Genomic DNA, 14,533 nt, shown 5'->3' on the forward strand with positions numbered 1-14,533 from the left:
GTGATCCGCGCCGCCGACGTCGTGGTCACCATGGGCTGCGGCGACGCCTGCCCGGTCTTCCCCGGCACCCGCTACGAGAACTGGGACCTCGACGAACCCGCCGGTCGAAGCCTGGCCGACGTCCGGCCGATCCGCGACGAGATCGAACGCCGCGTCCGCCGTCTCCCTCACGAGCTGCACGTCCCCGCCACCCCATAGCCCCCTCGGGCCGACATCGGCTCACACCGCTACCGCACCAGGAGAGAACACACGATGACCATCGCCATCTGGCGGCGCCTGTTGGCCGAGTTTCTCGGGACCGCACTGTTGGTCACCGCCGTGGTGGGCTCCGGCATGGTTCCTCGGCCGCCGCGCCGGCACCGGCCTGACCGGCCGGGACCTTGGGCAGGTGCGGTGGGCGACGAGGTGGCGGTGCGTCAGGGTCCCGGTCGATGCAGGGCCTGCGGCGCGGGCGGCGTGGTTGCTGTCGGTGGCCGTCGCAGGGGTGCTCACCGCGGCGATGGCGGTCAGCCCGACGGTGGTCCCACCGTGTCATCGATGGCGGCGTTGGTCGTCGACGCGATGGTGGCGGCACGTGCAACGTAGGTAGCGGTCCGGCGAAGTATGGGCAGCGGTTACCGATGTCGTCGCGGGTGGTGGAGGCCAGGGTTGGCGTATGGCCTTTTCGCCGTCGTTCGCCCTCATCCGGGCCGAGGACCAACTCGTGTTGCAGGTGTCGGTCAGCAACCTGCAGCCGCAGCTGCGCCCCGGCCCACCGACAGGCTACGACCTGAAGCTGGTTGTCGGCGCCGCACAGGGGCACGTGTGGGTGCAGTTCCCTCCGCAGCAGCTCATGGAGAACGCGGCCCGGGGCGCCAGCCCGCGACTGGTGCAGACCAAGCCGATCTTCACGCCACGCAGCGACGTGGTGTTCGTGGTGCGCCCGTCGGACGGCCCGATCGATCTGTCCGTCGCCGGTATCCTGGCCGCGATCTCCCGGCTGGAGATCGTTGCCGGTGAACAGGGCGGCGCGGTCGACCCGCTCGACGCCCGGCCACCCCGGCCGGCCACCTCGGCGTACCACCTGGTCGCGGCCGCGATGGCCGGGCACGTCGGCCGGCCCGAGGACTCGGCCGCGGCGAAGGACCGGCGCCAGGACCGCGCGGCCCGCCGGGCGGCCGTCAGCCCACCGCGATCCAGCGGTACGTCCAGCGCCCGCGCGGCCGACGCCGCGCTGGTGGCCGCCCCGCCGCCGGGCTTTCCGCAGGCGTCACAGTTCCGCCTGCCCTACCTGCTCAACCTTCAGTCGCCCGGTGGCCAGGTCCGGCTGCGGCACGCCGCCGCAGCGCGGGTGAACGCCGGCCGCACCGCCCTGTGGAGCACCCGGCTGGAGGTCACCTCGGTGGACTTCTCGGCCAGCGCCGAAGTGCCACTGGCGGCGCGCTTCACCCACACCGCGCAGAGCAGTGCACCGCAGCCGGGGTGGGCCGACGACGTCAACGACGCGCGGCTCAGGAACACCCTCAGGGCCGACCTGTGCGTCGAGATCTCCGAGCAGTCGCGCACCGTCGCGCCGGCCACCGTGCAGCGGCTCGCACTGAGCAGCCTCGGCGGCTGGCTCAGCGTGCGTGGTGACTGGCCCGACCCGCCGCCGGGCTCCACGCCGGAGCAGATCGCCGCCACCGTCGCGCAGTGGCGCCACGACACGTCGATGGGCCGCGACCAGGCTCAACGGATCGTCGTGGTGGGCCGGCTCTACCCGTTCGGCCACCGGGCGATCTTCACCGAGGAGACGGTTCGGCGCTTCGAGAGCGGCAGCACCCGGGTGGCCGCGCTGCGCACCGCGGCGACCATCCTGGTCACCGATCCGCAGATGCCGTTCGTGCCGCCCGCCAAGGCGGTGACCGATGTGGGCGGCGATGCTCATCGGCGCTGGCCGTTCACCCGCGTCGATGTCATCACCACTGTGACCCCGCCGCTGGAGGCTGTCCAGCCGGTCGGTGGGATGACTGGCTCACGGGTCCTGCTGCTGGACGCCGCCACACCATTCGCCTATCAGCTGATCGGCTACGACCACGAGGGCAGCCCGGTGCCGTTCGCGCTGCCGCTGCTCTTCGTGCCGGGCACCGCCTCGGATGCGCAAGCCCGGGCGTTGTGGGACACCCTCGGCGGCGGAGCCCAGGTGCCCGAGAACGTCTTCCGGACCATCCAGGCCGGTGGACAGCCGATGGCGGTCGCCCCGATGCCGGAGCCCGCTTCGGCGGCGACCCGGTCAGCGGCCGGCCTGGACGTGCCCATTCCGGAGCAGGCCACGACGGTGCTCACCCGCAAGGTCGACCTGGCGCTGGATGCCGCCACCGGGCTGCCGGTCGCCCAACAGATCGTCGGGCGCATCGCCGCGCTGGACCGCTACGCGCCGGGGGCGAAAGAGGCGGTGCTGCAGTACGCCGCGCCGTACACCCAGGCGCTCTTCGACGGGGCGAACGCCCAGGGACAGGTCTTCCTGAAGCTGATCAGCGAATCGCCGGCGGTCGGCCTGGCGCAGCAGGCCACCGGCGGGCTGGCCGCCCTCACCCTGAGCACCTCGGCGATCTCCCGGCAGTTCGGGGCGCTGGCGGGCGCGGACCTGCCCACCCTGGCGGCCGGGGCGGTGGACCTGTCGTTCCTCAAGGACGCCGACAAGCTGCTGGGTCTGGCCAGGATCAAGGATCTGCTGCCCACCGACGAGGGCATCGTCCGGGAGCTGGGCAAGGCATACAAGATGGTCAGCGACCTGGTCGACGGCGTCGCCTCGCAGGTGTTGACCTGGGACACCAAGCTCTTCGGCGACAAGCCGCAGGCCCGCTTCCACCAGGGTTTCGTGGTGTTGCGGCCGCTGCGGGAAAGCCCCGGTGACGCCAACCGGGCCAACCTGAGGATCACGCAGACCACCGAGGTGGACACCGTCCGGCTCGAGACCCGGTCCACCAGCGAGTGCCTGGTCGAGCAGGTGGAGTTGCAGATCCACTCCACCACCACGCCGGCCTTCGACACCGTGCCGCTGCTCAGCGTGCCGATCAGGAGCATCCGGTTCACCAGCAGGGACGCCGGCAAGCCCGACGTCGACATCAAGCTGGGCGCGCTGCGCTACGGCCAGGTGCTCGCCTTCATCGCCACCCTGGCCGAGGTGATCGACCAGGAGGGCTTCTCCGATCCGCCGGCGCTGACCGTGACCCCGACCGGGGTGCGGTCCGGCTTCAGCTTCCCGGTGCCGTCGCTGGCGATCGGCGTCTTCGCGCTGGAGAACATCGCCATTTCCGCCGGCGCCGAGCTGAACTTCACCGGCGAGCCGTACCCGCTCTCCTTCGATCTTGCGTTTTCCACCCCGGACAACCCGTTCCGGCTGACCATCGCCGCGCTCGGCGGGGGAGGGCACCTCGCCATCGGCCTGGCCACCACCGGTTTGATCAAGCTGGTCGGTGCCCTGGAGTTCGGCGCCTCGCTATCGGTCGACCTGTTCGTGGCGCGCGGGTCGGTGGAGGCGATGGGCGGTGTGCTCTTCGACATCGACGCCAGCAAGGACATCGCCCGTATCGGCGGCTACTTCCGCATCCGCGGAGAGGTCGAGGTTTTGAGCATCATCAGCGTCTCGATCACCCTGACGCTCACCCTCGACTACGACCTCGACTCCAACGAGCTGTTCGGCTACGCCGAGATCGCCGTGGAGATCAAGGTGCTGTTCTTCAGCGAGTCGGTGGTGGTGGCCATGGAGCGCCGCTTCGCCGGCCCCAGCGCCGACCCGACCTTCGCCCAGCTGATGGCGCCGACCGGGCGGCCCGGCCCGCGCCCGTGGGACACCTACTGCGCCGCGTTCGCACAGGAGTAGACGATGACGTACAGCGTGCTCTGGACCGTTCTGCCGGCCGGCCTCGCCGACGGCAGGGCGCAGCTCAGCCTGGTCGCCGCTCCGCGCGGCCAGGGCATCACCACGATCGGCGGTACGCCGCTGGCGAACTGGCCGGCGGTGGTCAACGCCCTCGGGCCACTCTTTTTGGCCGACACCGGTGGCGGTGAGCCTCTGCCGCTGACCCGGCGCAGCCACCCGGCGTCGTCGCCGCTGTGGACGGCGCTCTTCGGTCCGGCCACCACTGTGCTCACCAAGGCTGGCGGGCGCCGCGCGTTGGGAGCCGCCCGACCGGGGCCGGCCTTCGCCGCCACCGCAACGGCTCTGGAGCAGTTGTACGGCAGCGTCAACGGCACCAACCCCACCGACTCGCTGGGCGCCGACCATGTCGTGCGACGGGCGATCGCCGCACTTGCCACAGTGGGCAGTGACCCCCGGGTGGCCCGGGCGATGGGCCTTCCGGCCGGCACCGCCCTGCTCGCCCCGGCGGCGACGTCGAACGCGACGCTGGCCACCGCGGTGCAGCGGCTGCGCCAGGAGGGTCACGAGGATCTTGCGATGGCGCTGCCGATCGCCGCCTACGCCCGCTGGTTACGCCGCGCAGGCGGCCCCCGCAGGGCACCCGGCCCGGGTGGGCGGGCCGCCGACGGGCCGCTGGCCGGGGTCAACTCGGTCGCCCAGGCCGACTTCCATCAGGTCTGCACCCTGCTGATGGCGCACCCCGCACTCTCCGTACCGCTGGGTCTACGCGTTGATCTCGAGATGGCGCCGTTCGACGGCGCACGCACCGTCCGGGTGGTGGACGCGGCCGGTCAGCCGCTGAACGGCCCGGTGCCCCGCTCCCAGCCTTTCAGCGCGGTGGTCAGCGACCTGCCCGCGCGCCGGTTCACCATGGCCACCGAGCCGGACGCCCGCGCCGAGATCGTCGGCGGGGTGCTCGACCTGCGTAACCCGGCCACCACCTACGTGCTGACCAGCGTGGATGTGGCCAGCCTGAGCGGTCAGCTGGTGGCGGCGTCGACCGCGTCGGCGCGCTCCGGCGAGCCGCTGCCGGCCCGGCTGCCGGTGCGCCGCGACGTCGGTCTGACCCTCGGCCAGCAGGCCCGTGCCGAGACAGTGGTCAGCCATGCCACCACCCGCACCGACGCGATCGCCTCGGCTGGTGTCCAGGCCCCGGCGGTGCTGTTCGCCGACGACGTGACCACCGGCTACCGGGTGGACGTGGCCACCGACGGCGGGCCGTTCCGGTCGCTCATGCGCCGCCGGGTGCGTTACACGGTGGGTGAGGTGACCATCGACGCCGACGACGAGGGCCGCACCGAGGCGGTGGTCGCCGCACAGCAGGATGACGAGTTCGGCGTCGCCCGGCTCATCGTCGGCGAGGAGGTCGCCGGGTGGGACGGCTGGGGCCTGTCGGTCGGCAAGCCGGGGCCGAAGGTGGGCGGCGACGGCCGCAACAGCCCGGAGGTGGAGGAGATCGACAGCGTCCTCGCGCCCGGCTACCCGCTGCGCGCGGAGATCACCGCCGCGCCGGGCACGCTACCGCGGCTGCGCTACGGACGCAGTTACCAGCTCCGGGCCCGGGCGGTGGACATCGCCGGCATCGCGATCGACCCGGACGTCTGCGATCCCACCCAGGTGCTGCCCGCGGTGCGCTACCTCCGCCACGAGGCGGCCGGCTCGCCCACCCTGGTGCCAACCAGGCGCTTCACCGAGGGCGAGTCGCTGCTACGGCTGGTGGTGCGCAGCGACGGCCAGGGCGCCCTACTGGGCACCTGCGAGCGGCACGTCGCCGCACCGGACAGCCCGCAGATGCTGGCCGAGCGGCATGCCATGTTCGACGCGGCCTTCGGGCCGCAGGCCACCCCGGCGGCCCGCGAGCGGATGTTCGCCGTCGCCCGTCGCGAGGAGGGCTCGTTCCTCGACCCGATGGTGCCCGGCCCGAGCGGCGCCATGGTGCCCCAACCGGGCCTGCAGATGGTCAGCAGCGACCCGACCAGGCTGGTCAAGGGCACCCTGCCGGTGCCTCGCGGGCGGGCACTGCCCAACGGCGCCTACGTGGTGATCGACGCGCCGGCCGCCCTGCTGCCCTACCTGCCGGACCCGGCCGTCGCGGGCGTGGCCATCGGCGGCGTGCCGGGTGCGTCGCCCGTGGTGAGCACGGGGTACGGGGGCAGCTGGCCGGATCTGCCGCCGGCGAAGCTGGTGGTCCGCCCGATGGCCGCCGGCTCCAACCTGGTGCAGGTCTCGGTGAAGAAGTCCGGCGGCCGATCGGTGATGACCATCGAGGTTCCTCCTGGCGTGGAGCAGACCTTCGAGCTGTCCAGCACGCTGCACCCCGACCGTCTGGACCACCTCGCCGTCGGCGCCGCCAACCCTCAGGACGTCCTGGACGGTCAGGTTCTGGGCCTGTCCTCCCGGCAACCGGTCACCGTGGTGCACGCGGTGCAGAAGCCGCTGGTGGCGCCGGCCCTGATCGGGCCGACGACGGTCACCGCGACCGGCCCGACCGGGCAGGTGACCGTCACCGCGCAGGTGCAGGCGCACCGGCCGACCACCGGCCGGGTGCACCTGGCGGCGTCCTGGCTCGAAGCGGTGGACGCCGGCACCGGCAGCGTCGAGCCGCAGCCGCGCACCGCCACGCTCGCCCCTACCGACCTGGAGCGCACCGGTGGACCGGTGGCGCTGACCGCGTCGCAGTTCTTCGGTGACACCCGGCACCGGGCGGTCGCCTACCGACCGGTCGGGTCCACCCGGTTCCGGGAGTACTTCCCTCCCGTGCCGGACGGCGATCAGAGTCAACTGCGCGAGGGCGCCCCGATGCTGGTGCACGTGCCCAACCGGGCCGTGCCGCCACCACCGGACGTGCACTCGGTGGTGCCGTCGTTCCGCTTCACCAGGGGCATGGAGTTCGGCGAGTGGACCAGCACCCGTGAAACGATGGGTGTGCGGGTGTGGCTCAACCGCCGCTGGAACCGCACCGGTGAGGGCGAGATGCTCGGCGTGGTGCTCTTCGCCAGCACGGCCGACGGTGACGTCGAGGAGGGCCGGGCGCTGTCCGGCCTGGTCACCCGCTGGGGCAGCGACCCGATCGAGGAGATCGGCCTCGGCGACCAGCAGCACTTCGTCGCCGACGACTTCGACACACCGGGCCAGGTCACGACCACCGTCACGCTGCTGGACCCGGCCGCGGGCGGCCGGCAGGTCACAGTGATCGGGCACCCGGTGCACTTCGACGCCGAGCGGGACCTGTGGTTCGCCGACATCGACGTGGACGTCGACCTCGCGGTGTGGCCGTTCCTGCGGCTGGGACTGGTGCGCTTCCAGCCGCACTCACTGCCCGGCTGCGCGGTTTCCCGGGTGGTCACCACCGATCTGGTCCAGCTGCCCCCGCACCGGCAGATCAAGGTGAAGAAGTTCGGGTCCACCGGAGTGCGGGTCAACGTCTTCGGCAAGCCCGCCGCCGCCAGCGAGTTCACGATGCGTCACGAGCGCCGGATGCCTGACCCGTTCCTGGCCAGCGCCGACATCGGCTCCGACATCGGCGTCCGGGCGCAGGAGGGCATCACCGGCACGCCCGGTGACGGCTGGCGGGTCACCGCCCTGCCCGCCCCGGCCGGTGGCATCGCCGCGATGCGCCTGGAGTGGGTGGCCGCCGGGGCGCCACCGGATCAGCTCATGCGCGAGCTGCGCGCCGGCCGGGTCGTGGTGCAGGAGCGCCAGCGCGGCTGGGCGGTCACCGGTCCGGGCGAAGCCCTGCGAACGGTCTACACGGAGGTCCTCGACCGCGCGCTGATCGACCCCAACCCGCCGGCCACCACCGCCGCGACCGAGGAGAGCTGAGCACAGTGGACGTCTTCGGACTGCACATCCGTGACGAGATCCGCATCGATCAGGCGTTCGTCGACGCTCTGCAGCCCTCGATCGCCGACAGTGGTCGCGCACTGGTCTTCATCGGCCGCCGGGTGGTGCTGCTCGGCGCGGTGATCCGCGGCTTTCGCAACGTCTTCGTCGTCGGTGACGAGATAATCGGCGGCGGCCCGGCCGGTACACCCTCGCTGGCCATGCAGGTGCCCGGCACCGCCGCCCAGGGCGAGGAGGGTCTCTCCGGCCGCCGCCTGGTGATCCACGCCCGCAGGCTGACGGGCGTCTCCGCCACCAGCACCGGGCAGCAGGGCGGCACGGGTGCGACCGGCGACCCCGGCCCACCGGTCAACGACCCGGGCGTCTCGCGGACCACCGCGCTGCCGCTACCTCCGCCGCCCCCGCCGCCGATCGGCGGGCATCCCGGTCTGCGAGGTCACCCGGGCGGCCCCGGAGGGGCCGGAGGTCCGGTGCACGTCTTCTTCGTCGAGGCATCCGGCACCAACACCTTCACCGGAGTCGGCGGCCCGGGTGGCGCGGGCGGTGCCGGTGGACCAGGTGGGCCAGGTATTCCCAACGACCCGGAGAACCAGGGACCACAGGGGCCGACGGGGGAGCCGGGTGGCCAGGGCGGCCCCCGCGCCGCCGAGGTGCTGGCCCGCACCCCCGAGCAGTACGACGAGGGGCTACGCCCGCTGCTCTCCGGCCGCGGCGGCGACCGCTGGGCCGAACAGCGCGGCCGGCAGGCGTGGTACGAGTTCCGCTCCGGGAACCTGATGCCGGCCGAACGGGAGTCGGCAGCCGTCGAGCGGCTTCGCAAGGGCACCATGGCGCCACAGGTGCGCGCCCTCATGGCCGATCACCGCACCGAGATCGGCGTGGAGCGCGATCTGGAGCTGGACCTGGTGCCGGCGGTCGACTTCTACGCCGGGCAGTGGCGCGCCGCGGCGGACACCCTCCGGGCGGCGCTGTTCGCGTCCGACGACGGCCCGGTCCTGCTCGCCGGCGACCAGCAACGGCTGCTGCGGGCCCGGGAGGCGGTGCGCACCCAGTTGACCGCGCTGCTGGGCGACCACGGGCCGCTGGAAGAGACCATCGGGGACAGCGCCCGGCGTCGACGGGCAGCCGCCGAACAGGCCCAGAAGGCCTCCGGGCAGCTGATCGGCCAGAGTGTGCTGCGCATCCAGGAACGGCTCGGCGACCTGACCGTCGCCGAGGCGCTCATCTCGTACGGCTCAGGCACTGTCTCCGGGTTCGACCTGGTCACGACGATCGCCCAGGTGCTCGGCGCACCCGACCCCACCCAGCCACATGGCGCCGCGGGCCTGCTGTTGCCGGCGGACACCACGGTGCTGGTTGACGCCGGCACCGCGGCCGGCGGCCCCTACCTCGCCGGGCAACCCGCCACCACTCAGCTGGCCGCGGCGGGTGTGGGCCTGGACGCGCACGGTCAATGGGCCCAGATCGGCACCCCCGGTTCCGGGCGGGTCGTGCACCTGCGCCGGGTCGCAGCCGATCTGCGCGCCGCCCAGGGTGACGGGCCCCTGCGGGACCTGCTGATCGAGATGACCGAGGCCTGCCACAGCTGGCGGTTGGCGACGCTGCGGCTGCGGCAGATCGATGGCACGACGGCGGCCATCGACGACCTCAAACGGCGCGCCCGGGAGGCGATCGGGGACCTGGACTCGGTGGACACCGACGATCGGCCGGCCAAATCGCCGGTGTCACGATTGCTGCGTGGCCTGCTCTGCCTTTTCGACGCACTCGACCATTGGAGCCAGCGGGCCCAGCGGGCGTTGAAGCTCTACATCCTGGATCGCGGCAACCCCGGCAGCATCTCGGGACAGACCGCGGCGCTGGCCTACCCGGACCTGGATCTGGACCTGGACGAGAAGGTCATGCCCGACTTCCCGGTGGGCGCCTACGACCTGATGATGAACGCCATCTTCACCCGGGACCCGGTGGCTGAGCGCGACCGGCACCGGGCCAAGGGACGGCCACTGGCAGTCCAGGACGGCACCCAGGTGATTCACAACGCGTTCTCCGTCGGCGCGTCCACCGCGGCGATCAACCGGTTCGTCAACGCCAAGTCGCTGTGGTTCGACCTGCCGCTGGCCAAGCTGCCGCCCGGGCTGGCCGAGTTGAAGGTGGTCGGGGTCACCGTCAACCTGCGGGGGATGGCCGGCAATGACAACAGCCTGCCGATGACGATCACACATGCCGGCTTCTCCCAACAGCGCGACCTCGATCTCGGCGTGCACGATCTGACCGGTCCACCGGCCACCCAGGAACTGGTGCTGCGCTTCGAACCGGCCACTCAGGTCTGGACCGGCGACACGGCGGCCGTCGCCGGCCAGGAGCACCTGTTCAGCCTGTACGGGCGTGGCCTCACCGGCGGCTGGACGCTGGCCTACGACTCGGTGACCGTCCCGTTCACCGGCCTGCAGCAGGTCGACGTCAACATCCAGTACGAGGCGATGGAGTCCCTCGACTCGGTGTCGCTCAAGCGAGTGGAGCACGCCCGCACCGGGCTCTTCGTCGGAGCCCGGGCCACCGGCCGGGTGCTGCTCACCGGCCCGGCACCGGCCGGCGGCAAGCGGGTCACCCTGCACAGCGGCCGGCCCGATCTGGTCAAGGTTCCCAGTGGAGTCGACGTCGTCGCGGGAGCTTCGACGGCTGAGTTCGCGATCGACGTGCTGGCGCCCACCGGTCCGCAGCCGATCGACATCTCGGCCAGCATGGCCGGCGTCCGGCGTGAGGCGATCGTGCACGTACCGCCACCGGTGCCGGCAGCGCCGCTGGTGACGACGGTGTCCCTGGGTGGTCCGGGCGCCGTCGCGGCGGTGGCGGTGTCCCGCGACGGCGCCGGCGGACGGGTCTTCGCTACCCATTCACCTCACGACCAGCCCGACGAGGACGGCACCCTGAGCAGCTGGGACCTGGCACTGACCCAGGCGCGGACGGCCGCCGTGGGTCACGGGCCGCGCGCGCTCACCATGCAGCCGCAGGGCAACCACGGATTCGTGGTCAACGGCGGCCACCACGACTTCTCCGTGCAGCGCTTCGAGGTGACCGCAGGCATCCCACAACCGGGGATCAGCAGACCGATCGGGCTGGGCGTGGTCGACGTGGCGCTCGACGCGGCCGCCCAGCGGCTCTACGTGGTGCACCAGGGCGGTGCGCCGCCAGTGGGAGTCGACATGCACGTGCGAGTGCTCAACCCGACCGACCTCAGTGAACTCGACGTGGTGGGTGACGAGGACGGCTTCGCCGGGATCATCGCCGCCGCGGTGGACAGCACCGCGGCACGCCTCTACGTTGCCCGGACCTACCGCGCCGGCGTACCGCAGACGGCAGCCATCTCGGTGATCACCCGGCGTGCGGACGGCCGGCACGCGGTCACCGGCACGGTCGACCTGCAGGATGTGCTGCTGCAGCCGGTCGACGTGGCGGTCGACGTACCGGCCGGGTTGATTTTCGTGTCCTGTCTCGGCGGCAACACCACCCACCCCTCGGTCGTGGTGCTCGACCAGGGCGACTTTCCCACCGACGGCGGCACCCGGCCGGTGCCGGCCGGCGCGGTGCTGCCGGTGCCCGGCGGTGGGCGGGCGGTGGCCACCCGACCGGGGACCGGCATCGGCTACGTCGCGACCTCAGCCGGTCTTCTGATGGTGGACGGCCGCTCCCGGGCCCTGCGGGTGGCGATCAAGCTGGGCGCCGCGCCGTGCTCGGTGGCGGTCGACCCGGTCACCGGCGTGGCCTACGTCGGTGACTTTGTCGCCGGCACCCTGAGCCGGGTGCTCACGCCGGCCGATGTGGCACCTCGGGCGTGGCGTTAGCCGGGCCGATGCCCCGAGCGCGGGCGGCCGCCGCGGCCTCCTGCCGGGTGCGCACCCCCAGCTTGTCGAAGATCGCTGCGACGTGGTGGTCCACTGTGCGCACCGACAGCACCAGGTCGGCAGCGATCTCGGCGTTGGTCCGGCCGGCGGTGAGCTGGCTGAGCACCAGCAGTTGCCGCTCGGTGAGGTGGGCCGGGTTGGCTAGGGTGCCGCGGCGCGCGCCACGCGGGACCCGGGCACCTCGATCGCGCAGCCGGCCCCGGACCAGGTCGGCCGCTGCCACCGCGCCCAGCCCGTCGAGCATCTGCAGCCCTCCGGCCACCGTGTCCGCGTCCGGGGATTCGGCCAGTTCCAGAGCCTGCTCGTACGGGTCGCCGTGGGTCGCCCACTGCGCCGCTGCGGTGGCCCAGTCACCACGGGCACCGGCCGCATACGCCTGGGTCACCACCAGATCGCACGCCTGCCTGCCCGCCGCATCGGTCACCGCGCTGCTGACGGGGTCGACAGCGACGCCCAGGCGGACCAGGTACCGCACCGCCTCGGCACGGAACGGCGCGGCACCCGGGTGCGCGAGGCGGGGCAGCAGCTCGGCCGCGACCTCCTCGGCCCGCTGACGGTCGTTGGTCAGCCAGGCCCACTCCAGGTAGGCGAGGCCGGCGTACGCCGTGCCCAGCAACAGCCGGCCGCGACGGGCCCGATCCCACGCCTGTGCCAGCAGCGGCGCGGCGGCCGGGTCACCCCGGCGGGCGCGTAGCCGGGCGTACCAGGGCACGCTGTAGACGTACAGCATGTCCGGGTCGTTCTGGCGCTGCGCCAGCGCGCGCAGCCCCGGTTCGGCGTGGTCCCAGCCGCCGCGGCGCAGCTCGACCAGCAGGTGGTGCACCCGCAAGTTGTAGGCGTGCGACCAGAAGCCGTGTTCCTCAGCGAAGGCCAGCCCGGCGCGCACGCACCCGGCCACCTCGGTCAGGGCGCCCATCCGGAAGAGCATCTCGCCGAGGTTGGTGTAGCCGCGCGCGACATACTCCAGCAAGCCGTCCTCGCGGGCCGTGTCGACGCTCTGGCGCAGCATGGCCAGCCCACCGGCGTCACCCACCTCGATTCGAGCGATGCCGAGATAGTTGAGGCACAGGGTGTCCAGGTCGGTGCGGCCGGTCCGGGCGGCCCGCTTGCGGGCCGACTCCAGGGCGGTGACCGCCCGCGCGAAATCGTCGGTCAACGCCAGGATCGCGCCCTCGTAGAGGAGTGCGTGTGCCGCCGCCGCGTCGTCGGTGCGGTTGTCGAGGATCCGCACGGCCTCGCCCGCGGTCCGCTCAGCGGCGTCGGTCTCGCCAGCCATGAACTGGTGCCGCGAGACGCGGATCAGGCAGCGCCCCCGGGCCGGCTCGTCGCCGAGCGCGGCGAATTCCCGGGCGGCCTGCTCGCCGACCCGCACCGCCTCGTGGAACCGGTGCGCGTTGTAGAGCTCCCAGCCGTACTCGTCCAACAGCGCGGCGCTCTCCGCGCCTCCCAGCCGGTCGCGGTAGGGCAGCACCGACTCGAGGAGCACCAGTGCCTGCCGGTGCGAGCCCGCTGCCGCCGCGGCTCGGGCCGCGCTCGGGCCGACCGCGACCACTGTCGCCGGATCGTCTCCGGCGACCGCGTGGTGCACCAGACGCCCCCGGTCCGGCGACGACTCGGCCCGCAGCGCCGCCAGCACCCGGCGGTGCAGCAGTCGCCGACGCAGCTCAGGCAGGTCGGCCTCGATCGCCCGTCGGGCCAGCTCGTGTCGGAAGGCCAGACCATCCGGTCGTACCTCGATAACCCCGCTCTGCTCCGCCTCGGCCAGCGCGGCCAGCGCCTGCGGCCCGAGCAGGATGGCGGCCAGGTCGACCCCGACCGCCCCCGGGATCACGCAGAGCTGCGCCAACGCCTCCTGACAGGCGGGCGTGAGGCGGCGGCACCGGGCGCGGACCGCGTCGCGCACCGCCCCCGAGGCGGCGGAGCCGTCGGACGCCAACGACTCACTGACGAAGAACGGGTTGCCGCCGGTCAGGGCGTGCAGCGCGGCGCCGTCGTGGCCAGTGCCGGCCGCCATCCGGGCCACCGCGGCCGCGGACAGCGCGGCCAGCGCGACTCGGACAACCGGCGCCGCGGTCAACGATCCCAGCAGGCGGTGGACGGGGTGCGCATCGTCCACGTCGTCACGCATGCTCAGCAGCAGGACGGCCGGCAGCGGCGCAATCCGCCGGGCGGTGTAGACCAACACGTCGATGGTCGCCTCATCCGCCCAGTGAATGTCCTCCACCACCAGGAGCGTCGCGGGAGCGCCGCGCAGCTCGGCCAGCATCGCGGGCAGCACAGCCACCAACGGGTACGCCCCGGCCGCGTCGCTCGGCGTGGTTGACGGGTGCGGCGCGGCCAGGGCGGCCGCCAGAGGACCCTCAAGATTCGCGACCGCCTCGCGCAACGGCGCCAGAGGAGCAGGGGCGATCAGATCGTCGCAGCCGCCGGAGAGCACCCGCACGGCCGGATCGACCTCGGCGAGCAGTTGGCGCACCACGCTGGTCTTGCCGATTCCCGCCTCACCGGTGAGCAGGGCCACCGAGCCCGCGCCGCCCAGCGCGGCATCGACAGCGGCCCGCAGCGTGGTCAGCGCGGACCGGCGCTCGAGGAGCTGCGCGGGCATTCTCCGATGGTGCCACCCGCATCGGGGGCGACTCCGGTTGAGACGGCTTGCTGACCCTACCTGCTGTACCGGCAGCCGAAGCCGCTGACCGATCCACGTGACCGGGACGCTCATCCCGCGCGGCGGCCACCTCGTCCCGCTCGACAGTCCAGACGCCGTCGCGGAACTCCTCCTCGGTCTCTCTGAAACCCCCGCCGTGCGGATCCGTCGACCTGGCGGCTGATATACAAGAACAATTTGAGCGCATTCGCGCTGATCGGCGGGGGGACCCGACGGCGATCGGTCATGGCCTGCGACAGCGCA

4 protein-coding genes and 1 pseudogene are annotated in these 14,533 nt (G+C 72.8%); 4 read left to right on the forward strand and 1 reads right to left on the reverse strand.

From position 1 onward, the window contains the following. From ABZS40_RS24950 to ABZS40_RS24965, 4 genes and pseudogenes are all read left to right on the forward strand, one after another. Positions 1 to 198 (forward strand): annotated as a pseudogene (locus tag ABZS40_RS24950) (arsenate reductase ArsC); the annotation flags it as partial. Positions 199 to 655: 457 nt separating this feature from the next. Then, positions 656 to 3,844: a hypothetical protein gene (locus ABZS40_RS24955; RefSeq protein ID WP_354945855.1), complete on the forward strand. Its 3,189-nt coding sequence runs from the start codon at positions 656 to 658 to the stop codon at positions 3,842 to 3,844. A gap of 3 nt (positions 3,845 to 3,847) precedes the next feature. Continuing rightward, entirely contained in the window at positions 3,848 to 7,705 is a 3,858-nt protein-coding gene (locus tag ABZS40_RS24960) for a hypothetical protein (RefSeq protein WP_354945856.1), read from the forward strand. A 5-nt stretch (positions 7,706 to 7,710) separates the two neighbouring features. Continuing rightward, positions 7,711 to 11,565: a hypothetical protein gene (locus ABZS40_RS24965; RefSeq protein ID WP_354945857.1), complete on the forward strand. Its 3,855-nt coding sequence runs from the start codon at positions 7,711 to 7,713 to the stop codon at positions 11,563 to 11,565. Here the strand turns inward: ABZS40_RS24965 and ABZS40_RS24970 are convergent. Beyond that, the gene (locus tag ABZS40_RS24970; protein ID WP_354945858.1) at positions 11,528 to 14,230 is read right to left on the reverse strand and encodes an AAA family ATPase; all 2,703 of its coding nucleotides are present in this window, start codon (positions 14,228 to 14,230) and stop codon (positions 11,528 to 11,530) included. The genes ABZS40_RS24965 and ABZS40_RS24970 overlap by 38 nt on opposite strands. Positions 14,231 to 14,533: the final 303 nt, after the last annotated feature.

The sequence above is a fragment of the Micromonospora sp. NPDC005324 genome (assembly GCF_040607155.1).
Classification (GTDB): Bacteria; Actinomycetota; Actinomycetes; order Mycobacteriales; family Micromonosporaceae; genus Micromonospora; species Micromonospora trifolii.